The 20,758-nt window shown below is 31.9% G+C and carries 21 protein-coding genes and 3 pseudogenes; 19 read left to right on the forward strand and 5 right to left on the reverse strand.

Features of this window, described 5'->3' with window-relative positions; genetic code table 11:
- Positions 1–325: transposase (locus CN601_RS00215; protein ID WP_257131562.1), on the reverse strand; the 325-nt coding region annotated here is incomplete at its 3' end.
- 375 nt (positions 326–700) lie between these two features.
- On the opposite strand from CN601_RS00215, the gene nagZ reads away from it, so the two are divergent.
- Positions 701–2,365, forward strand: coding sequence for a beta-N-acetylhexosaminidase (gene nagZ / locus CN601_RS00220; protein ID WP_098169603.1), 1,665 nt, complete (start codon positions 701–703; stop codon positions 2,363–2,365).
- 74 nt (positions 2,366–2,439) lie between these two features.
- On the opposite strand, the gene CN601_RS00225 is transcribed toward nagZ, so the two are convergent.
- On the reverse strand, positions 2,440–2,640 hold the full coding sequence (locus CN601_RS00225; protein WP_098118334.1) for a hypothetical protein: 201 nt from the start codon (positions 2,638–2,640) through the stop codon (positions 2,440–2,442).
- 259 nt (positions 2,641–2,899) lie between these two features.
- On the opposite strand from CN601_RS00225, the gene CN601_RS26700 reads away from it, so the two are divergent.
- Complete coding sequence (locus CN601_RS26700; RefSeq protein WP_179865370.1) at positions 2,900–3,067, forward strand: hypothetical protein; 168 nt, start codon at positions 2,900–2,902, stop codon at positions 3,065–3,067.
- Between the two features lie 124 nt (positions 3,068–3,191).
- On the opposite strand, the gene CN601_RS00230 is transcribed toward CN601_RS26700, so the two are convergent.
- The gene (locus CN601_RS00230; protein WP_098118335.1) at positions 3,192–3,893 is read right to left on the reverse strand and encodes an FHA domain-containing protein; all 702 of its coding nucleotides are present in this window, start codon (positions 3,891–3,893) and stop codon (positions 3,192–3,194) included.
- A gap of 341 nt (positions 3,894–4,234) precedes the next feature.
- Here CN601_RS00230 and CN601_RS00235 point away from each other — a divergent pair, with 341 nt between their 5' ends.
- From CN601_RS00235 to CN601_RS27965, 16 genes and pseudogenes are all read left to right on the forward strand, one after another.
- Entirely contained in the window at positions 4,235–5,623 is a 1,389-nt protein-coding gene (locus tag CN601_RS00235) for an aminotransferase-like domain-containing protein (RefSeq protein ID WP_098169604.1), read from the forward strand.
- A 220-nt stretch (positions 5,624–5,843) separates the two neighbouring features.
- A pseudogene (locus tag CN601_RS27310) lies at positions 5,844–6,497 on the forward strand (aminotransferase-like domain-containing protein); the annotation flags it as partial.
- Between the two features lie 104 nt (positions 6,498–6,601).
- Positions 6,602–7,045: an aminotransferase class I/II-fold pyridoxal phosphate-dependent enzyme gene (locus tag CN601_RS27315; RefSeq protein ID WP_257131565.1), complete on the forward strand. Its 444-nt coding sequence runs from the start codon at positions 6,602–6,604 to the stop codon at positions 7,043–7,045.
- Positions 7,046–7,282: 237 nt separating this feature from the next.
- The gene (locus tag CN601_RS00245) at positions 7,283–8,095 is read left to right on the forward strand and encodes a VOC family protein (protein WP_098169605.1); all 813 of its coding nucleotides are present in this window, start codon (positions 7,283–7,285) and stop codon (positions 8,093–8,095) included.
- 1,479 nt (positions 8,096–9,574) lie between these two features.
- Positions 9,575–9,835, forward strand: a complete 261-nt coding sequence (locus CN601_RS00255) for a metal-sensitive transcriptional regulator (protein ID WP_098169606.1) — start codon at positions 9,575–9,577, stop codon at positions 9,833–9,835.
- 118 nt (positions 9,836–9,953) lie between these two features.
- Complete coding sequence (locus tag CN601_RS00260) at positions 9,954–10,433, forward strand: DsrE/DsrF/DrsH-like family protein (protein WP_098169607.1); 480 nt, start codon at positions 9,954–9,956, stop codon at positions 10,431–10,433.
- Between the two features lie 16 nt (positions 10,434–10,449).
- Positions 10,450–10,809: a rhodanese-like domain-containing protein gene (locus CN601_RS00265; RefSeq protein ID WP_098118342.1), complete on the forward strand. Its 360-nt coding sequence runs from the start codon at positions 10,450–10,452 to the stop codon at positions 10,807–10,809.
- A 26-nt stretch (positions 10,810–10,835) separates the two neighbouring features.
- Positions 10,836–11,132 carry a rhodanese-like domain-containing protein gene (locus CN601_RS00270; protein WP_098169669.1) on the forward strand — a complete coding sequence of 99 codons (297 nt, stop codon included), beginning with the start codon at positions 10,836–10,838 and terminating at the stop codon, positions 11,130–11,132.
- 40 nt (positions 11,133–11,172) lie between these two features.
- Positions 11,173–11,748: a sulfurtransferase TusA family protein gene (locus CN601_RS00275; RefSeq protein WP_098169608.1), complete on the forward strand. Its 576-nt coding sequence runs from the start codon at positions 11,173–11,175 to the stop codon at positions 11,746–11,748.
- 47 nt (positions 11,749–11,795) lie between these two features.
- Positions 11,796–12,945 (forward strand): annotated as a pseudogene (locus tag CN601_RS00280) (MBL fold metallo-hydrolase).
- Between the two features lie 26 nt (positions 12,946–12,971).
- Positions 12,972–13,202: a sulfurtransferase TusA family protein gene (locus CN601_RS00285; RefSeq protein WP_098169610.1), complete on the forward strand. Its 231-nt coding sequence runs from the start codon at positions 12,972–12,974 to the stop codon at positions 13,200–13,202.
- 61 nt (positions 13,203–13,263) lie between these two features.
- On the forward strand, positions 13,264–14,052 hold the full coding sequence (locus CN601_RS00290) for a sulfite exporter TauE/SafE family protein (protein WP_098169611.1): 789 nt from the start codon (positions 13,264–13,266) through the stop codon (positions 14,050–14,052).
- A gap of 515 nt (positions 14,053–14,567) precedes the next feature.
- Positions 14,568–15,647: a bifunctional glycosyltransferase family 2/GtrA family protein gene (locus CN601_RS00295; protein ID WP_098118347.1), complete on the forward strand. Its 1,080-nt coding sequence runs from the start codon at positions 14,568–14,570 to the stop codon at positions 15,645–15,647.
- Positions 15,648–15,773: 126 nt separating this feature from the next.
- On the forward strand, positions 15,774–16,634 hold the full coding sequence (locus CN601_RS00300; RefSeq protein ID WP_098118348.1) for a PIG-L deacetylase family protein: 861 nt from the start codon (positions 15,774–15,776) through the stop codon (positions 16,632–16,634).
- Between the two features lie 363 nt (positions 16,635–16,997).
- A pseudogene (locus CN601_RS27960) lies at positions 16,998–17,240 on the forward strand (ATP-binding cassette domain-containing protein); the annotation flags it as partial.
- The gene (locus CN601_RS27965; protein ID WP_373604943.1) at positions 17,213–17,521 is read left to right on the forward strand and encodes an ATP-binding cassette domain-containing protein; all 309 of its coding nucleotides are present in this window, start codon (positions 17,213–17,215) and stop codon (positions 17,519–17,521) included. The pseudogene CN601_RS27960 and the gene CN601_RS27965, both read left to right, overlap by 28 nt.
- 171 nt (positions 17,522–17,692) lie before the next feature.
- Here CN601_RS27965 and CN601_RS00315 read toward each other — a convergent pair whose 3' ends face one another.
- Together CN601_RS00315 and CN601_RS00320 are read right to left on the reverse strand one after the other, a co-directional pair.
- Positions 17,693–18,349, reverse strand: a complete 657-nt coding sequence (locus CN601_RS00315) for a phosphatase PAP2 family protein (protein ID WP_098169614.1) — start codon at positions 18,347–18,349, stop codon at positions 17,693–17,695.
- A gap of 1,047 nt (positions 18,350–19,396) precedes the next feature.
- Positions 19,397–19,738 carry a DUF3889 domain-containing protein gene (locus CN601_RS00320; RefSeq protein ID WP_098169615.1) on the reverse strand — a complete coding sequence of 114 codons (342 nt, stop codon included), beginning with the start codon at positions 19,736–19,738 and terminating at the stop codon, positions 19,397–19,399.
- A gap of 161 nt (positions 19,739–19,899) precedes the next feature.
- Between CN601_RS00320 and sleB the strand changes: the two genes are divergently transcribed.
- A complete protein-coding gene (gene sleB / locus CN601_RS00325) occupies positions 19,900–20,754 on the forward strand; it encodes a spore cortex-lytic enzyme (protein WP_098118352.1) in 855 nt (284 codons plus the stop codon).
- The last annotated feature ends 4 nt before the right edge of the window (positions 20,755–20,758 follow it).

The following is a 20,758-nucleotide window of genomic DNA, read 5'->3' on the forward strand; positions in this document are numbered from 1 at the left end:
TCAACTTGTTAAGAAAATCGTCACGTTGATTCATTACTCTTTCGTGTAATCTAGCAATTTTTCGTTTTTGTTTCTGATAGTTTTTTGCATAAAGAAGGTTAAACCCATTTTTTTTAGCTATTAACGCACGTCTTGAAAGTTTTCGCTGTTCGCGTTTTAGTTTCTTTCCCATTTTGGAAGTGAATTTATTGTTATCAATCTTGCGACCGTCAGAAAAAATTGCAAAATCAGTGATGCCTAAGTCTATACCAATAGATGATTCAGCTTTCTTCAGTGATTGTACTTCTACTTCTGCAAGAATGGATAGGCTAAAGCCAACCGACATTAATCTCCCACCTACTCACTGGGCTTTACCCTTTAGGTTCCTTGAGGAAGGTGTCTTCTGTCGGAAAAAGAAAAAATCCTTATAAAACTCAGTTCTATAAGGATTTTTTGTGTTCTGACACTTGGCTAAATGTTTCACATAAAATCATTAAAACGACAATCACACAATCAATTGAAAAATGATTTAACGAATATTCTCATATAAATCCAGTATTTGAAGGCGTACACATGATTAAACATAACTGGATTTAAAATTAGATTTGAATTAGATTATAGATTTCTTACAAATTATTTACAATTTTGAAACATTTATTTGCTATAATTTTTCCGAAGACAATATTGACATTTTTACTATATTGAATTTAGAGGTGAAATTATGAAAAATAAGATTAAAAGATTATCAGTGATTGCGATTAGTAGTTTCCTATTGTTATCTGGTTGTATGGTAGTTAATGCTCAAAAAAATGAAAGTACGGCTAATAATACTGGATCTACTTTAAAGAAAAATGTAACTGTTGCAAAAACTGACCCAGTCCTTGTTGAACTAAATAAATTAACGCTTAAAGAAAAAATTGGTCAAATGATTATTGCAGGTTTTGATGGTACAACATCGAGTAATGCAGATACACTTTTAAAAAATTATAAATTAGGCGGCGTAATACTTTTTGGAACAAATATAAAAAGTCCAAGTCAATTAGTAAAATTAACAAATGATATAAAAACATACAATAAAAATAACAAGGTTCCTTTATTTATATCCGTCGATCAAGAAGGCGGTAGGGTAAATCGGATGCCTTCCACGGTTATTAATACACCAGCTGCAAGAACAATTGGAAATAAAAATAATGTACAATACGCTTATAATATAGGGAATATGATTTCAAAAGAAATATCTTCATTTGGATTCAATACTGACTTTTCACCAGTATTAGATATTCAAAGTAATCCTAAAAATACAGTAATCGGAGATCGTTCTTATGGTACAAATTCAAGTACCGTTTCAAAAATTGGTGAGGGAATGATGGAAGGAATTCGAAAAGGAAACACAATTCCTGTTATTAAACATTTCCCTGGGCATGGGGATACTTCAGTAGATTCTCATTTAGAACTTCCAATTGTGAACAAAGACTTATCAAGTTTGAAGAAATTCGAGTTAGTTCCTTTCGATAATGCAATCAAAAATCATGCAGATATGCTAATGGTAGCACACATTTTAGTAAAAAAAGTAGATTCTAAATATCCAGCTTCTATGTCTAAAGCAGTGATAACGGATCTTTTACGAAAACAATATGGGTATAATGGAGTCGTAATAACTGATGATATGTCAATGGGAGCTATAGCTAAACACTATAACTTAAGTAATGCAGCAGTAACATCTATTAATGCCGGAAGTAATATTATTTTGATCGGACATGGCAATCAAAATGTTAAAACTATTTATAATAGCATCTATTCAGCTGTAATAAATCACAAAATATCAGAAGACACAATTAATAAAAGTGTATATAAAATTCTATCTTTAAAACAAAAATATAAACTAAACAATAATAAAGTTCAGCCTGTTAATGTGACAAATTTAAATAACGAAATTAAGAAAGCCAATTCTATACAGTACACAATATTAAAAAGTATTTCAACAAACGCTAAAGAAGGAAAAATAATCAATGCAGAATTTAATGTAATGAATACAACTATTGATTCAATAAAAAGTAAATGGGGTAAAGAAGACAGTAGCATATATGTGGCCGCTGCAAAAGGCACATATAACACATATACAAAAAGAAATGTTGTAGTTGGTTATCAAAAAGGCCATCCTATATTTGAATTACGCTCTTTTGATCCTCAGTTAAACTATTTATCTATTACGAATGTAAAAAGTTACTTTGGCTCACCAAGTTCAGAAGTTACTACCTCAAATAACGAAAAAATATTAACTTATTCAGTTGGAACATATAAACTTAAATTGGTTTTCCCTTTAAAGAATAAAAATCTAATTTTAGACCATTATTCAATTTATAATCCTAAAAATGTTAAAAACTAAATGTAAATTAAAAAGAGCTTATCGGCAAATATCCGATTAGCTCTTTTTTCTGTTGAGAAACAGTGTTGCATCAATTATTTCATCTTAGAATCATTGATTAGCTTCTCAATATTTTCATTTCTTTCTCCGCCATCAGAAAGATCTTCTGAAAATTCATGGTCTGCTTTCTTACCTATTTCATGATCTGCTTTCTTACCTAAAAAAAGCTCAGATGAACGAATTGTGCTAGATGGCAAATTATTATTTGCTGCTGCTTGTTCATTCCATTTAGTCATATTATCACCTCTGTAGATTAGTATTAGAATTTGTTCATGAATTTATTTAAACGAAAATTTTTCTTTTTTCAAAAACAACAAATTGAGTTCTTAAATAAAAAGGAAAATGTAAAAAGTTATTAATTTTAAAATGTTACTGTTTTGTTACCAATGTGATATTGAGTAACAAAGCCTGATGTAATACCTTTACATGAGTACATAAATTTTTTTATAGACGATTTGGTTTTAATTTAATTAATGTGAAAAAGGGTGAATTGTAATGTTTTATTTATTAATGGCTGCTGTAACTTTATTAGGGTACATTCTGTTAATTCTACCTGTATATGTATGCGCAATATTTCTTTTAGTTGGTTCATTGTGCTCTTTTATTGCAATTTATATTGAATTAACGATTTTAGAGAAAAAAGTAAAATCTGATTTATTATAAGCTATCTAATTAATAGGAAAATAAATAACTATTTTTAGTTAATAACTAAAATGTAAATATAATAATATGCTAAAAAGAGTGTAGATTTTTTAAAATTCTACACTCTTTTTCATTCGTTTAATCATTACAGTTCCTCTTGTTCAAACATATATCCATATCGAGGCACAGAAACTATCAATTGACCGTATTTACCTAATTTTTTACGTAATCTATATAAAAGGGTATTAATTTCTTCCCGTCCTACATCAGGCTGGTCAATATCATTAGACATTCGTTCTGGCCAAACATTTATTTTAATTTCACTATAGCTAACTGCGCTATTGGCTCTTTGATATAACAACAAAAATAATTCTGTATCTTTACTAGTTAGATGGATTCTCACGCCATCAATTAAAATTTCTCTCTTAACTATATTCACAGTTAAACCCTTGAAATCGTTTATGTGTTTATCTAAGATTAACGGCATTTCAAGTGTGTCTCCAAGGTTCTGCTCTGATAGATTATGAAAAATAAGTACAGCGGCACCACTTGCAAGACTGATACAATCGCCATCACGAAGGAAAAATGGTTTGTTTTTCTCTATTAAAATATGATTTACTTGTGTACCATGTTTACTCATGAGATCAACGATTGTGTAATTTTCTTCTTTATCAAAACTAATTAAAGCATGTTTTCTTGAAATATATTGACTTGTAAAAGGAATATCTGGGAATTCATTATCCCACGTACGCCCTAGCAATGTTTCATTATATGTAATAGGAAATCTATTCTGGTTTGTGGCTGTTTCTCCTTGTTTGATCGAAAGATACACGTTTTGAATACTCATGAAGTTACTCCTTTGAAAACTAATCTAGTTAAACCAAATAAAGAGTATATCATATGCCGCTAATTTGTAAAGATAATTCATTATTTATTGTGTCTTCTAAAAAGGATAAGAGTAGGAACTAGATTATTAGCTTTTAAGAAAATAAAGAGTACTTCAATTTCAAATGTTAAATTAATATGATAGAGGTTTGTTATCAATTTGTTATTAGTCACAAATAAAGAAATTATGCCATTGCTAGAGTGAATGTTAAGTAGATGATATAGAGTTAACATTAAAAGGATACTTATATTTGTACTATAAACCATACAATAATATAATTGTGTGAAAAAAGGATGGGTATGATGTCGATTAATTCTTTCGAAAACTATCCGATGAGCTGGAAGCCATCGATTGATAAAAATAAAAAGCCCATCTATCAGGCGATAGCATGGCAATTGGAAGAGGATATTTTAAATAGTGTTTTATTACCAGGAACAAAACTTCCCCCACAGCGTGAACTGGCCGATTATTTAGATTTAAATCTCAGTACCATTTCAAAAGCGTTTAAAGTGTGTGAGTTAAAGGGGTTGTTAAGTGCAACGGTTGGAAGTGGAACATTTGTATCCTATGATGCTTTATCGAATGCGTATTTACTTGAAGATACTAAACCGAAGCATTTAATCGAAATGGGCGCAACACTTCCATACAATGCTTCATACGAGCCATTAGTACTCAAACTGAAAAATATGCTGCAAGAGACAGATTATGAAAAATGGTTTGGGTACGGTAGAGCAGGAGAAAGCATTTGGCAAAAGGATGCAGCGATCAAGCTAATCCGAAGAGGTGGATATGAAACGACAGTTGATCATATTTTATTTGCAAATGGGGGGCAAAATGCGATTGCTGCAACACTAGCAAGTCTTTGTAAGCCTGGTGATCGCATAGGTGCTGATCATCATACTTATCCTGGATTAAAAACGATTGCAGCACTGCTTAGTGTGCAAATTGTGCCAATTAAGTCAGAGAATAATGAAATGAGTCCAAATGCCTTTGAATATGCGTGTAAACATGACAACATCAAAGGTATTTATTTGATCCCAGATTATCATAATCCAACAACTACTTGTATGTCTGTAGAGAATCGCAAAAAGATTGCATCAATTGCTAAAATATATAATCAGTTCATCATTGAAGATGCGGCATATAATCTCCTCAATGAAAAACCAATTCCAGCAGTAGCATCCTTTGCACCAGAACAAGTTATCTATATTTCGAGTTTATCGAAATCAATAGCACCTGGGTTACGGTTAGCCTATGTAGCGGTACCGAGTCGATTAAAAGAGTCAATTTCAAAGGCACTTTATAATTTAAATATATCAGTTTCTCCGTTATTTTCAGAATTAGCGGCACGTACGATAGTTTCCAATGAATTTGAAAACATCATTAAGGTTCACCAAGATGAAGCGATACTTAGAAACAAAATCGTAAATAAACATTTGTCAGAATATACTTGTTTAGGTTCTGAAACAGGTATGTTTCGTTGGTTGCTATTACCGGGAAACATAACTGGTGCTGAATTTGAAAAATTAGCTGCACAACAAGGTGTACAAGTGTATGCGGCAGAACGTTTTGTCGTTGGAAATAGTTGTCCAGAGCGGGCTGTTAGGGTTTCAATCAGTGCAGCAGAAACCCATGAAGAGCTTGAGCGAGGATTGATTATTCTTAAAGGTTTACTAAAAAATCTTAATTAAAATTACTTAGGTAACGCTTATCATAAAATTGTGTGCCATACAATTATAATGTTGTATGGCTTTTTCGTGCATGTTAAGATGTTTGAAAATATGGTGAATTATATGAATAGAAATAGTTTTATAGAATGATTGGTTTAATGATTATAGGTTAGCGAATAATAATTTTAGAATATGCTTAAATGTAATCACTCACAAATTATAAAAAAAGGAATGGTTTTAAGTGGAAAATAAATTTTCTAATCGAACTGAATTAGTAAACTCATCTGAGACTCGTGAAATATTGAAAGTTACAGAAAGACCCGAAGTTATTTCTTTTGCTGGTGGTCTGCCTGCACCAGAGCTATTTCCTGTTGAAGCCCTAAAGGATGCATGCAATGCAGTATTGAATGAACAAGGTGCAGCTTCACTACAATATAGCACGACTGAAGGATACATACCTTTAAGACAAGCAATTTGTCAAAGGATGGGTACACTTGGAATTCATCCTAAAATTGAAAACATTCTTATAACATCAGGATCCCAGCAAGCAATCGACCTTACTGGAAGACTATTTATCAATGAGGGAGATACGATTATTTGTGAAAGCCCAACCTATCTTGCTGCAATCAATGCATTTAAGTTATACAATCCTAAATTTGTTGAAGTAGCGATGGATGATGATGGAATGATTATGGAGGAGCTAGAGAAAAAATTACAAGAGAACTCTAATACAAAATTTATTTATACGATTCCAGATTTCCAAAATCCTACTGGCCGTACATTAAAACTAGAAAGACGCAAAAGAATGATTGAACTTGCTAATCAATATGATGTGCTGATTATAGAGGATAATCCTTATGGAGCTATAAGGTTTGCTGGAGAGGAGCTTCCTCCTGTGAAATTTTTTGACACAGAGAATAGAGTTATTTATTTAAGTACTTTCTCAAAGATTTTACACCAGGTCTTCGACTTGGGTGGATTTGTGCTGATGAATCTTTCATTGAAAAATACGTTGCTTTTAAGCAAACTGCCGACTTACATACTGATAGCTTTGCTCAAAGAATTACAGCTAAGTATTTGGAGCTATACAATATCGAAGAACACATCAATAAAATTAAAGTTGTTTATAAAGAAAGATGCACAACTATGTTATCTTGTATCAAAGAATATTTCCCAAAAAGTATAAACTATAGCACGCCAGAAGGTGGATTATTTATTTGGGTTGAACTTCCAGAACATCTTGATTCTGGGGAATTATTCACTAAATGTTTGGAAAATAATGTTGCGTTTGTTCCTGGAGCTCCATTTTTTCCAAATGGAACAAAGAAAAATACATTACGATTAAATTACTCGAATATGCCTAAAGAAAAAATTTCAGAAGGTATAAAGCTATTAGGACAAGTATTGCATCGTGAATTAGAAAAAGAAACTACGCTTATATAATTCAGGTAAGACAGACGAAGAAACAAAGTCATTTTTTTCAATTTTAAAAAATGAAATTTGAAAATTTTCCTCAACCATAAAAAGATATATTTTCATATAGGGAAGCTCAAGCAAAATGGAGAAATATTAATAGGAATGACCTTTTCATAGTTTCGTTTATACAACATAGACACTGTCAGAAGGAGAAGTACACATAGTGAGAGCGGGTTTAAATGACCTGCTGAAAGGAGTACTAAAATGAATTTGTCCTTTGATCACCTTGTTTGGTTCTTTAAGAAACCTGAAGAAGCAATTTTACCTTTAAAACAAAAAGGAATTCATGTTGCGAACGGAGGCCGACATAAATCTTGGGGAACATATAATACTCTAAGTTATTTTGGCTTAAATTATATTGAATTTTTAGGAATTGAAAATTTATCAATCGCGGAAAAACATGATGAAAATCGATTGATTACCCAAATCGTTGAACAGCTTGCAAAAGAAAATCGAGAAGGTCCTGCGACCATAGCGATCCGAACAAATCAAATTGAAGAATTAGCAATAAAGCTTAAATCAGAAGGACTTAAAGTATACGGACCTCTTACTGGAGAGAGAATTCGTGCTGATGGTCAATTAATCAAGTGGTCATTGTTATTCCCTGAATCCAAGGAACAAAAGGTTCTTTTACCATTTTTTATTGAATGGGAAAAAACAGATGAAGAAAGGTATTCAGAACTAGAACACCAAGGCCTAATAGGATCACACGAATTAGGCGAAGCCAAATTAGAAAGTGTTGGTTTTGTTGTAAATAATTTGGAAAAGACTTTAGAAGTTTGGAAGCATTTGTTTGACCTTAAACAAGGTGAAGAGTATATAGATACGGAAATCAATGCACGTTGCAGAATATTAAAATTGAGCGGTACTAATTTATTATTTTGTACACCTTTTGGAGAAGGTCCTGCAGCTAAGATTTTAAAAGAAAAAGGGGAAACTCCTTTCTTAGTGAATATTATGAACACGAATCAAAGTCGTTTTTTTGAAATGTTGGATGGGTATTGGAAATTTCAATAATTGATTGAACGATGTTGAATAAAATAAACATTTCACATAAGTTTGAGAGGGGCAACAGAGCGACTCTCATATGCATTTGTAAAAGCGTCAAATTCCTGCTAGAATCCCGGTTTGACGCTTTTTTCTTCTATTAATGAACATGGACAGTATGGAAAAGGATTTTTAGAGAATAAGTAATACCTCCCTTCTAAGTAACTGAAAAATTCACGGGAAGATTTTTCAGAAAATTCTTTCTTTTTTCATTTCATTTTTATAATATTTGTTTACACTTAACAAGAAAGATAGCTTCCAATCAGATCGTGGCATATGGCTCCGGATTTTTGCAGCAATTAGTGCTTGGCTTTCAGTGTCCACTGGGCCAGAGAGGGTGTTGATAATCGAATTGGTGTAATTGCTACACCATTTAAGGCAGGATTAAATGATTGCTCATGCACCAGATTATTCTTCAGGAAAAGATTCCGTAAACCTAGTAGGGTATGTTGCATGTAATGTCATATAAGGACAGTAGAAACTGTCCAAAAGAATTAATTTTGAAAATGTGAAGACCCTGAGAATAATCTAAGGGCTCTTTACATTTTTTTATTGAATTTATTATACCCCAATAGGTATAAACGGTTTATAAAAATAAGCGGAATTATCATGAGGACTACTAATAAAATTAATTATTGTCATTGTTGGAGTTGCTAGAGGGAATAAATCTGAAACAAGATTTAAAAGACTAAATGAAGACGCAGAAATCATATTAATTGAACGTGGTTAAAATTTTTATTTGCAAACTGCTACAAATGAATTAAGAAGTAGACTACGTGAAAATCAAAAATTAAAACTACTTGTAACGGATAAAGAATCACTAAATGAGCTTCCTGATTGGTGAAAAAAAGCAGTGCATATCATTTTAAAACCTGAAAAAAATTAGAATATCATCAAGTTCTATGTAAGAAAGAATTGATAAGGAACCTCATGAATAAAAGGCAGCTCATCATTTTTTGTGCGCTGCTTACATTTAAAAAGAGCTTTTTAGATTTAAAAGTAATTTATTGACGACATACCCCATAGGGTATATAATCACTTTTGTAACATACTATTTTTTGTAAGTGAGGTATCAAGTTGTTTCTTATTTTCACATTAATTATGGGTTTAATCTTAAGAAAATTTTATATTAGATATTTTCCAATTTGGCATATAAAATGTACAAATTCATCATCCATCATAAGTAAAAAATCAACTCAAATTATAGATGTAAGAGATTATAATGAGTCTAATAAAATGCCTATTAAAAATGCTTTGAATATTCCTATCGGCTATTTAAAAAGATCATATGAAGATATTTCAAATATTGAAATTCATATTGTCGCTTCAAATAAACTTGAAAAAAATTTAAGTATTCGATTTCTTAGTAAACAAGGTTTTAAAATTATAGGTTATTCATTGACTTCATGTGATTGTAAGTAATTCAAAATGTAGGAAAGGAGGAATTATATGAGATATGACGATAAGATGAAAAATAGAATTAAACGAATTGAAGGTCAAATACGAGGAATATTGAAGATGATGGAAGAAAATAAAGACTGTAAAGAAGTCGTAACTCAATTATCAGCTATTCGCTCAGCAGTCGATCGTACGGTTGGAGTAGTAGTAAGTTCTAACTTAGTTGAATGTGTTCAAGAAGCAGAAAATAATGCTAATAAGTCAAAAGAAGCTATTACAGAAGCAGTCAACATGCTAGTGAAAAGTAGATAACAAATAAATATATTGATTTTAATTTTTTTTACAATATTATATACCTATAGGGGTATGGGTATATTTTTTTAGTGGATATAATACCCCGTAGGGTATAAAAAGATATGGAGGTAATCAAATGGCAACAAAGAAAAAAACAACGATTGTATTATTTAGTGGAGATTATGATAAGGCTATGGCAGCTTTTATTATTGCAAATGGTGCAGTTGCATATGATCACGAGGTAACAATTTTCCATACTTTTTGGGGATTAAATGCTTTACGTAACGATGAGAATATTGCTGTAGAAAAAGGCTTCTTGGAAAAGATGTTCAGTAAAATGATGCCAAGAGGTGCAGATAAAATGGGTCTTTCTAAAATGAATTTTTCTGGATTTGGACCAAAGCTAATTAAAAATGCAATGAAAAAGCATAATGCGCTATCTCTTCCTCAATTAATTGAAATGGCGCAGGAACAAGAAGTTAAGTTAGTGGCATGTACGATGACGATGGATTTGTTAGGGCTACAACAAAAAGAACTGTTAGATAATATCGAGTATGCTGGTGTTGCAGCTTATTTGGCTGATGCAGAAGAAGGAAATGTGAATTTATTTATTTAAAAAAGGTGGTAATTAGATGGAATATTTGAAATATATCATCCCAAGTCTTTTATTCATATTTTTCGTAAGAAGTGTTCTTCCCGTAAAAGGGATTAGACAAATTTCTACTACTGAGTTAAGAAAAGAATTAAATGATAAAAATAAACAATTTATCGATGTACGAACAACAGCTGAGTATCGTGCAAAAAGTATTCGCGGATTTAAGAACATACCCCTACATGAATTAGATGAAAAACTAACTGGACTTTCAAAGGAAAAAGAAGTTGTATTGATCTGTCAAAGTGGTATGAGAAGTAGTAAAGCAAGCAAAAAACTTAAAAAACAAGGGTTTAAACAAGTTACGAATGTAAAAGGTGGCATGAGTCTTTGGAAATAAAACATTACATTATGGAGGGAATAACAATGAAAGAAATGACTGCAAAAGAGCTTGAACTATTATTAAATGAGAAAAGTGATTTAAACATAATCGATGTTCGAGAAGTAGATGAAGTAAAAACAGGGAAAATTCCTGGAGCGGTTAACATGCCTTTAGGTTTAATTGAGTTTCGTATGAATGAAATAGATAAATCAAAAGAATATATCATGGTTTGTCGTTCTGGTGGACGAAGTGGTCGCGCTACTGAATTTCTTGAAAGTCATGGTATTAAAGTAATTAATATGTCTGGTGGAATGCTTTCTTGGGAAGGAAAAGTGGAATAGGCATTTATACAATTTAGTTTTATCAAATCCAGGAGGTTAAATGATGAATATTAAAGTGAATATGTTTATAGATGCAAAGGGCTTAGCATGTCCAATGCCGATCGTTAAGACAAAAAAAGCGATGAATCAGCTTGAGGAGGGTTTAATATTAGAAATTCAAGCAACAGATAAAGGGTCAAAGGCCGATTTAAAAGCATGGGCTGAAAGTACAGGACATCAATATCTAGGTACAATTGAAGAAGGGGAAATTCTAAAGCATTATTTAAGAAAGTCATCAAGTTCTGAAACAAATGAAAAGCAGCATCCAATTGTTGTAACAAATGAAGAATTAGATAAGAAATTAAAAAACAATGAAAACATGATTATTTTAGATGTAAGAGAAGTAGCGGAATATGCTTTTAATCATATTCATAATGCTATTTCAATTCCGTTAGGTGAATTAGATGAAAGATTAGATGAATTAAAGAAAGAAACTGAAATTTATGTTATTTGTCGAACTGGAAGCCGTAGTGATCTTGCAGCACAAAAGTTAGCAGAAAAAGGTTTTTCAGATGTTTCGAATGTGGTACCAGGTATGAGTCAGTGGACTGGTGAGACAAATTCAATTTCAAATTAATTAATCGTTGTAAAAATTAGATGCATTTAAATTTTTTTTAATTAAAAATATACCATAGGGGGTATTGGAATGACTGTAAATACAATGACTGCAAAAGAAGTTACAAAAAAAATATTTAATAAGGAAGAACTATTTATTTTAGATGTGCGAAACGAAACAGATTTTCAAGACTGGAAAGTTGAAGGAGAGAATTTTGACTATTTAAACGTACCATACTTTGATTTACTAGATGGTGTTGATGAAATTTTGGGTAAAATTCCTTCTAATAAAGATGTTTTAGTTGTATGTGCAAAAGAAGGCTCATCAATTATGGTTGCAGAGATGCTATCAGACGCAGGTTTAACTGTTTCATATTTAAAGGGTGGTATGAAGGAGTGGAGTGAGTATTTAGAGCCTGTAAAAATTGGGGACTTAAATGATGGTGGTGAAATTTATCAGTTTGTTCGAATCGGTAAAGGATGTCTTTCATATATGGTTATCTCAAATGGAGAGGCAGCTATTATTGACTCAACAAGAATGGCTGATGTATATCTAAATTTTGCTAAAAACAAAGGTGTAAAAATTACACACGTATTTGATACTCATCTACATGCGGATCACATCTCAGGTGGACGTGTTATTGCAGAAAATTCAAATGCAACATATTGGCTACCGCCAAAAGATGCAACAGAAGTAACATTCGAATACTCACCATTAGAAGGTGGTAACAATGTGATGATTGGTAATACATCAATCAACATCCATGCAATCTACTCACCAGGTCATACAATAGGTTCTACTTCATTTGTAGTAGATGAAAAGTTCTTATTATCAGGAGATATTTTATTCATTGATTCAATTGGGCGTCCTGATTTAGCTGGAATGGCTGAAGATTGGGTTGGTGATTTAAGAGAAAGTTTATATAAACGATATAGAGAATTATCAGAGGAATTAATTGTACTTCCTGCTCACTTTATGATTATTGATGAGCTAAATGATGATGGAAGTGTATCAGAAAAATTAGGTACATTGTTTGCAAATAATCACGGTTTAAATATTGCTGATGAAAATGAATTTAGAAAAATTGTGACGGAAAACTTACCACCACAACCAAACGCATATCAAGAAATTCGTGAAACGAATATGGGGAAAATTACTCCGAATGTTGAGAAACAACGTGAAATGGAAATTGGACCAAATCGTTGTGCAGTTCGATAATAATAACTTTTAGGAGGATATAGAAAATGAAAATTACAAAAGTATTAGATGCAAAAGGTTTAGCTTGTCCCATGCCAATCGTAAAAACAAAAAAGGCGATGAATGAAATTGAATTTGGTGAAGTATTAGAAATTCATACTACTGATAAAGGAGCGAAAAATGATCTTTCAGCATGGGCAACATCTGGAGGCCATGAGTTATTAAAATATGAAGAGGATAATGATATTTTTAAATTTTGGATTAAAAAGAGTAATTAAAATAAATACCATGGCGCATAGATAAATGCGCCTTTCTTTCTCTATTTAGGAGGTTATAAAAATGGAGTGGACTTTTATTCTTTTATTACTACTAATTGGGTTTATCGGATCCTTCATTTCAGGTATGGTTGGAATTGGTGGAGCCATCATTAACTTTCCTATGCTACTATATGTTCCGTCCTTATTAGGTTTTTCACCTTTTACAGCGCATCAAGTATCAGGAATAGTTGCTATTCAAGTTTTTTTTGCTACGATTGGTGGCGTTTTAAGTTATCGTAAAAGTGGATATCTAAATAAAACAATAATTTTATATATGGGAACTAGCGTATTAGCAGGGAGTTTTATAGGAGGATTTGGTTCAAACCTACTTTCTGAAGAAGGCATTAATTTAGTTTATGGTTTCCTAGCATTAATTGCTGTTGTGTTAATGTTTGTACCAAAAAAGGAAATTGATATAAATATTGAAAAAAACTTTACTTTTAATAAATGGATTGCCGCTACATTAGCATTCATTGTTGGAGTAAGTGCTGGTGTAGTTGGTGCTGGAGGAGCATTCTTATTAGTTCCAATTATGTTGACAGTATTAAAAATTCCAACACGTGTAACAATCGCATCATCACTTGCGATTACGTTAATTTCATCTATAGGAGTAACGATTGGGAAGGTTACAACTGGTCAGGTAGATATAATACCAACGATTATAGTTGTGCTTGCAAGTGTAGTCGCTTCACCTTTAGGAGCAAAAATAGGGAAAAAAATGAATGTAAAAATGTTACAAAAAATTCTTGCTGTATTAATTGGGATAACAGCTATAAAAATTTGGATTACTATTTTAGAAACATGGATTTAAGTGGAAATTCAAAAAAAGATCTTCTAAGAAATTTTAGAAGATCTTTTTTTCTTTTCTTCCATTTATACATTAGAAATTGGTAATTGAAGTATGTTTATTGCATAGGTAATCCTATTTTTATGTGCTTTTTGTATGAAAGATTATCTACAAAGAACAAATAATACGTCAGTTAAAGTGGCATCTGCGGTATTAGGGCCAATAATGATATTAGTAAATACTCTACAATTCATTTTAATATAATGAATGAAATGAGCATTGTTACTACTTGATTCGATCGAAATAAATCACATTGAGGAGCAAGCAAAATTGCTTTTAATAAAGAGATACAAAATCAAGACTCCCAAACTTTCATGTGCCACAAATATTTAATCGATTTATTTATACCCATTAAATTTTTAATTATATACTTTGCGATTGGATAAACTTATTTAAAATATAAAATTAATGTTCAATTCAGTAAAAATGTGTGAGATACTAGAATTGTTATTGGAAATGATTGAGAGGACGCGAATCACATGCAGTATCAATTTCCCGTTATTTTAATACCAGCTCTTAGTCCAGATGATCGATTGATCAATTTGATTAAAGAATTGAAACTTAAATTTAACCCACATATTATAGTCGTTAACGATGGTAGTGATGCCAAGTACAATGGGATTTTTCAGAATTTACGACAAGTAGATCGTTGTACCGTCCTTGAGCACCCGCAAAACCTAGGAAAAGGGATGGCTCTTAAGACAGGGATTTCATATTTTTTAAAAAATTTCTCGAATTCGGCTGGTCTTGTGACAGCAGACTGTGACGGACAGCATACACCGAAGGATATTAATCAAGTGGCAAAAGCTTTAATGGCATCGCCAGATAATTTAATCTTAGGAGTGCGAAATTTTTCAGAAGAAAACATACCGTTCCGTAGTCGATTTGGAAACACACTAACTCGCTCAATTTTTAAATATCTAACAGGTTTGTCTATTACAGATACACAAACGGGCTTACGTGGAATTCCCGTTTCATATATGAAATTTTTACTTAATTTGTCTGGTGCGAGATTTGAATATGAGTTGAATATGCTCCTGGGCTGTAAACAGCAGGGGATTGACATCAAGGAGACAACGATTGATACAATTTATTTAGATAAAAACAGCAGTTCACATTTTAATCCTCTTGTGGATTCAATCAAAATTTATTTTGTGTTCTTTAAGTTTTTATCATCGTCTCTAATTTCTTTTGTCGTTGACTATGGGTTATTTGTGCTATTTATTTTTTTATTAGAACATAGGATTGGCACAAGCGCGGCTGTGTTATGGGCTGGCATTATCTCACGCGTCATTTCATCAGTCGTTAATTACATATTAAATGCAAAAACTGTTTTTAAACATTCTTCTGCAAGGTCTGTCATACGCTACTATATTTTATCAGGGATTCAAATGATCATTTCAGCGTATGGTGTTACATTCCTACAAGATGCCTTCCACGGCGGAGCGAGTATATTAAAAATTGTTGTGGACTTATTGCTTTCTTTCAGTAGTTTCAAAATTCAAAACGAGTGGGTATTTGAAAAATCAAAGAAAAGTCAAAAAGTTAGCAAAGCGTAAAATTAGTCAGAATACTATGATTAGAACTTTTATGAATTAGGCGAATCAAGCTAGACCGATTCGCTTATTTCTTTGGAAAAATGCGCTGAATTAGTTTTTCAAAATCGAAAGAAAGGTAACTGTTATATGCTAAACAATTTCTTTAGACGAATCTTTATTGTGTTGTTCACTATTTTAATAATACTGACTATCGGACTCGGATTCGTACATAACCTAATTTTAGATAAAAAAGCAGTTGTTACAAATTCTCTGCTTCCGAAAGATTCACCAAAACGAATGATGCTAATTTTTCCGCATCCAGATGACGAGATTACCGTTTCTGGAGAAGTTTTTCGGGAGATTCACGAAGAAAACGCTAAGGTAACGTTGGTTGTTTTGACGGAAGGAGAAGCAGGAAAAACAGGTGGTGTAGTCTCGAAAGATGAGCTCGGAAAAGCACGCGAGAAAGAAGGAGAGCTTGCAGCAAAAACGTTAGGCGTAACACTTGTTCAAGCAAAATTCCCAGATTCCAAGCTTTCTGAAGTCAATCCAATCGAGTTGAAAAATTATATTTATCAACAAATAAAAAAATATAAACCTACGACGATTCTCACTTACGATGATGTTGTGGGATATTATGGGCACCCAGATCATATTTTTGCGGCAAAAATGGTTCGAGAAGTGTTTCGTGAATATAAGGACGATTCTTCTTTTTCTGCTAAAAGATTATACATGGTGACATTGCCCTCGAAAGTCTGGGATAGTCTTTCGAAGTTTGGAAAGAAACTTCGAGAAAAATATCCGCTTAGTGAGAATCAAAGGCCACCGACACCAACTAATGCTGTGATTGTTAAAGCCTATGGTAAGCAGATAGATGAGTTAGCAAAGGGCTACAAAACGCAGCAGCAGGCTGTAGATGCATTGCTTCCAGGGCATCGGCAGATTCCTTATTGGATTTATTTTAAGGTGCTAGATCGAGAGTATTTTTATTTGGCTGAAAAGAATTAATGCATTAGGTTTTGTTGTTTGTAAAATTGACATGAAAAATTGTAGTTTAGTAAAGCTCCCAAAGTTGATTTCGGGAGCTTTTTTCATGGTTAGACTTATTTGATATGAGGCAATTTGAAAAGACAATATTGGAAAGTAGAAAAAACAAATGGGAATTGACCTGTTGATGACAATTCTAGAGTTAAAGAACGTCAATCAAGAGTTACGTATCAATGAAGCATTGGTGGTGAGATAATGACTTTATTGAATTTGGTAGGTGGAGTAAACTACTATCAGCAAGGTACTGAGACAGTCCGTGCCTTTGATGAAGTGAGTCTCAAAGTGAAACGCGGAGAAATTATCGTGATTTAGGGTGCTTCGGGAAGTGGTAAAACGACTCTACTAAATGAATTAGCAGGTCTGGATTCCCTGGATCATGGTGAATATAATTTCGATGCCACTTCCGTAAACGGTATGGATACAAATCAACTAGCTGAACTACGTAAAGCACATTTTGGATTTATTTTTCAATTATATAATTTATTGGAAAATTTGAATGTCACACAAAATGTGAAAGTGGGAGCGATGTTAAAAATTCCATACAAGAGACACATTTCCTTGAAATGATTCGTCTTGTTGGGTTAGAAGATAATCGTGATAGTTCCGTTTTGGAGCTATCACGTGGTCAGCAGCAGCATGTAGCTATTGCCCGTGCCCTAGCAAAGAAGCCAGACGTCCTGTTTTGTGACGAGCCGACGAGTACACTCGATGAGCATACAAGTAAGGAGATCTTAAAATTGATGATCGACCTGAATGAAAAGTTAGACAACAACGGTAATTGTGACACACATTCCAATCATCGCAAATATCGCAGACCATATGATTATCATGCGAGACGGAAAAATTGAATCCAAGCGTGAGAATAAATGACAAGAAAATTTAGATTGGACTTTATAAAGATCTTTTGTTGAACAATAAAAAGAGGATGATCATTAAATGATTATCCTCTTTTTCATTTGGAGTATGAAAGGATTCCATCATCAAGCCGAACACCTTTTTTACAATAAGTAATAAAACCATCAAGCGCATTGTTTTTGTTCAAATTGCTTTTCTTTATAACGCTGATAAAACCAGATTGCAGTACAAATCCAAAATCCCCCAGTAAAGTAACCAGCAATTACATCGCTTGGAAAATGAACGCCTAAATAAATTCTGCTTATGCCAATTAAAAGAATCATTATTAAACTTATTATTATCAATAGAGAACGCCCAAATTTTGTACGAATATTTCTCCACAATATAAATGCTAAGATTCCATAAACTGTCATAGCGTTAGTTGCATGCCCACTTGGAAAACTATATCCACTTATTTCAATTAAACGGTGTAAATCAGGTCTTGCCCTATGAAAGAAGAGTTTTAATAAAGTACAAAGAATATTTGAGCCAATAAGAGCAGCAATAAATAATATTAGTTCAGAACGTTGATCTAAGACTTTATAAAAAAAATATAGGATACCAATAGAAAGTACAATAATAAATACACTTGAACCTAAAAAAGTGAATACTTTCATAAAAGATGTCATTACAGGTGATTCAAGTCCTTGTATAAAGTTAATAACTGTACTATCAAAATGATATATACTATGATTGCTCACTAGTAATGCCATGAATCCGAAACCTAAAAGTGATAAAAGACTAATTAAAAAAGCAATCGACAAAAAATACTTTAAATTCATTTAAAAATACCTCAAATTATCAAAGTTGAAATTAATGAAATCTATAAAGAGCAAAAAGCCATTTATAAAAGTATTGCTCGTAAGTTACGTAAAACTCAATTGAAACGGCATAGACATTGTATTCGCAATCTTACATTGAAGGGAAGTTTTAGTGATATTAATGCTAAAAACAATGAAATTACATACTTTAACAATATACCATTTAATCCGTTAAAGCTACTTCAGAACGTATATGTAGATCTTAACAAACTTCAAAACAAACAAATTTCATATATCAACTGCATAGGTAAATTTAATAAATCGAAATTGTCGTGTGATATAGTTGGTCATTATTTAAAGCAAGTAAACTACTTGCTTTTTTTATATAAAATGTCAAACAAGCGAGTTAACGGATTTGTGTCGCAAAAAAGCCGTAAGTAAATGGATCTGTGTAAAAACTGATCATTAAGTAAACAGAGTTATGTCGCAAAGTCTCATCTAGTAAACAGATTTGTGTTGGCACATTTATTGGTTCAACAGCGATAGAGGAGTAGCAACGGTAAAATGTAGTTCTTAATTTCAAATTTAATTCTAGTTTACATAATATATATTATAGGAAGTTGAAGTAAAAACACTAAACTTCATCTCAATTCAAAAGTATTCTTATTGTTTTGAGATGAAATGAAAAAATTGATATAAAATAACTCATTAATTTAAATTAATGATTCCAACTAATAATCACTAAAATTTCAAATTTTTTTTTGTTAAATCATAATAAGAAATTCCATTTTCAAATTATAAAATTTCATATGAAAATTTGCAGTAATTGAGTTTATAAAAATCTTTAACAAACCAAATTAATTCAGTTCTAATTTCATACATTCATTAGTTTTTTTCTACATACAAATTCATTTCATTAATTATTCATAATTCAAATTAATTTTTCTATTTCTTATACTAATTTGATCTTCCTCTCAAATATTTATTTTTTTATTTGTGAATTTAATCACATGTATCTCTACACATTAAAAAAACATCACTTATTGTTTAGTGATGTTTTTTCATTGTTTATCGATCTGTTTCAGTATAGCTGATGCCAATAAATTTCTCAGTCCTCGTTTCGAATTCAACATTAACAAAAACGCCAAATTCTCTGCTTCCATTTTTTAATCGTAACCAAAGTTTGAACTTTTCGATTGAGTTGGTTGGTGATTTTTGTTCTCTACCTATGTGCAAATAGTCTATTACATCCGCTTGTGGGTATTTTTGTATTGTTTTTTCTACTGCGATTTTCCCCCATTTTGCATATGGAGGTTCATATACATGTTGTTGTGCAGTAGCGATGTCTAGATTGCTAAAAATACAAAGTAAGAATGAGAAAATGAAAATGACTTTATAAATTTTTTTCATATGCCCTCCTTTTTGCTTCTAACCTTACTATTTGACCACTCCACTCTATCTATCCGTGTATTGTTTGTGCAATTTATATCAGTTTTTACGCTTTTTGTTAATAAAAAGAAATTTTTTACAAATAGTAAACCTAATGGTAAATGAATTAAGGAGGATTTATTTTGCAAAGAAAATTTTACTTTAAAACTGCACTAATTATTTTTTGTGTAATATGCCTTTCACTGCTTATGGTAAATTCGTATTTGCCAAAAAAGCAAGTTGATGCATTTAGTAGTCAAGTTCTAAGTCGTGGATCGACAGGTCAGGACGTTAAGGAACTTCAAGAACGGCTTATCTTTATTGGATTTCTAGACGATAAAGCTGATGGAGTTTTTGGTTGGAACACATATTGGGCTTTACGTAATTTTCAAAAGGAATTTGGTATGAAGGTTGATGGGATCGCGGGTACAAAATTAAAAGAAATGCTAACAAAAGCAACAAAAAATTATAAAGGTACTACTTCAAATAACACAGCAAATAATAATAACTCAAATAACAACAATTCAAACAACAATAATTCAAATAATAATAACTCAAATAATAATAAACCTAATACAAATAAACCAAATAATTCGAATTCAAAACCAAATGATAAACCGATTGCAAATGCTCCAAATGGGTATACAGATAACGATATAAAATTAATTGCAAATGCTGTGTATGGTGAATCTCGTGGTGAGCCATATATTGGTCAAGTTGCTGTGGCAGCAGTTATTTTAAACCGTTTAACGAACGCTTCTTTTCCTAACTCAATATCTGGTGTTATTTATCAACCAGGTGCGTTTACTGCAGTAGCAGACGGTCAAATCAATTTAACGCCAAACGCTCAAGCTAAAAAAGCAGTAATTGATGCGATAAACGGATGGGATCCGACAACTGGATGTATTTACTATTACAATCCTAAAACAGCAACAAATCAATGGATTCGTGGTCGCCCTATTATCATTACAATTGGCCAACATATATTCTGTAAATGAGGTG

Source organism: Bacillus sp. AFS017336 (assembly GCF_002555445.1).
Lineage (GTDB): Bacteria > Bacillota > Bacilli > Bacillales > Bacillaceae_G > Gottfriedia.

Excerpts from the sequence above, each read along its gene's own strand:
- nagZ (WP_098169603.1), top strand. The coding sequence starts at position 701 with ATGAAAAATAAGATTAAAAGATTATCAGTGATTGCGATTAGTAGTTTC.
- CN601_RS00225 (WP_098118334.1), bottom strand. The coding sequence starts at position 2,640 with ATGACTAAATGGAATGAACAAGCAGCAGCAAATAATAATTTGCCATCT.
- CN601_RS26700 (WP_179865370.1), top strand. The coding sequence starts at position 2,900 with ATGTTTTATTTATTAATGGCTGCTGTAACTTTATTAGGGTACATTCTG.
- CN601_RS00230 (WP_098118335.1), bottom strand. The coding sequence starts at position 3,893 with ATGAGTATTCAAAACGTGTATCTTTCGATCAAACAAGGAGAAACAGCC.
- CN601_RS00235 (WP_098169604.1), top strand. The coding sequence starts at position 4,235 with ATGTCGATTAATTCTTTCGAAAACTATCCGATGAGCTGGAAGCCATCG.
- CN601_RS00245 (WP_098169605.1), top strand. The coding sequence starts at position 7,283 with ATGAATTTGTCCTTTGATCACCTTGTTTGGTTCTTTAAGAAACCTGAA.
- CN601_RS00255 (WP_098169606.1), top strand. The coding sequence starts at position 9,575 with ATGAGATATGACGATAAGATGAAAAATAGAATTAAACGAATTGAAGGT.
- CN601_RS00260 (WP_098169607.1), top strand. The coding sequence starts at position 9,954 with ATGGCAACAAAGAAAAAAACAACGATTGTATTATTTAGTGGAGATTAT.
- CN601_RS00265 (WP_098118342.1), top strand. The coding sequence starts at position 10,450 with ATGGAATATTTGAAATATATCATCCCAAGTCTTTTATTCATATTTTTC.
- CN601_RS00270 (WP_098169669.1), top strand. The coding sequence starts at position 10,836 with ATGAAAGAAATGACTGCAAAAGAGCTTGAACTATTATTAAATGAGAAA.
- CN601_RS00275 (WP_098169608.1), top strand. The coding sequence starts at position 11,173 with ATGATGAATATTAAAGTGAATATGTTTATAGATGCAAAGGGCTTAGCA.
- CN601_RS00285 (WP_098169610.1), top strand. The coding sequence starts at position 12,972 with ATGAAAATTACAAAAGTATTAGATGCAAAAGGTTTAGCTTGTCCCATG.
- CN601_RS00290 (WP_098169611.1), top strand. The coding sequence starts at position 13,264 with ATGGAGTGGACTTTTATTCTTTTATTACTACTAATTGGGTTTATCGGA.
- CN601_RS00295 (WP_098118347.1), top strand. The coding sequence starts at position 14,568 with ATGCAGTATCAATTTCCCGTTATTTTAATACCAGCTCTTAGTCCAGAT.
- CN601_RS00300 (WP_098118348.1), top strand. The coding sequence starts at position 15,774 with ATGCTAAACAATTTCTTTAGACGAATCTTTATTGTGTTGTTCACTATT.
- CN601_RS00315 (WP_098169614.1), bottom strand. The coding sequence starts at position 18,349 with ATGAATTTAAAGTATTTTTTGTCGATTGCTTTTTTAATTAGTCTTTTA.
- CN601_RS00320 (WP_098169615.1), bottom strand. The coding sequence starts at position 19,738 with ATGAAAAAAATTTATAAAGTCATTTTCATTTTCTCATTCTTACTTTGT.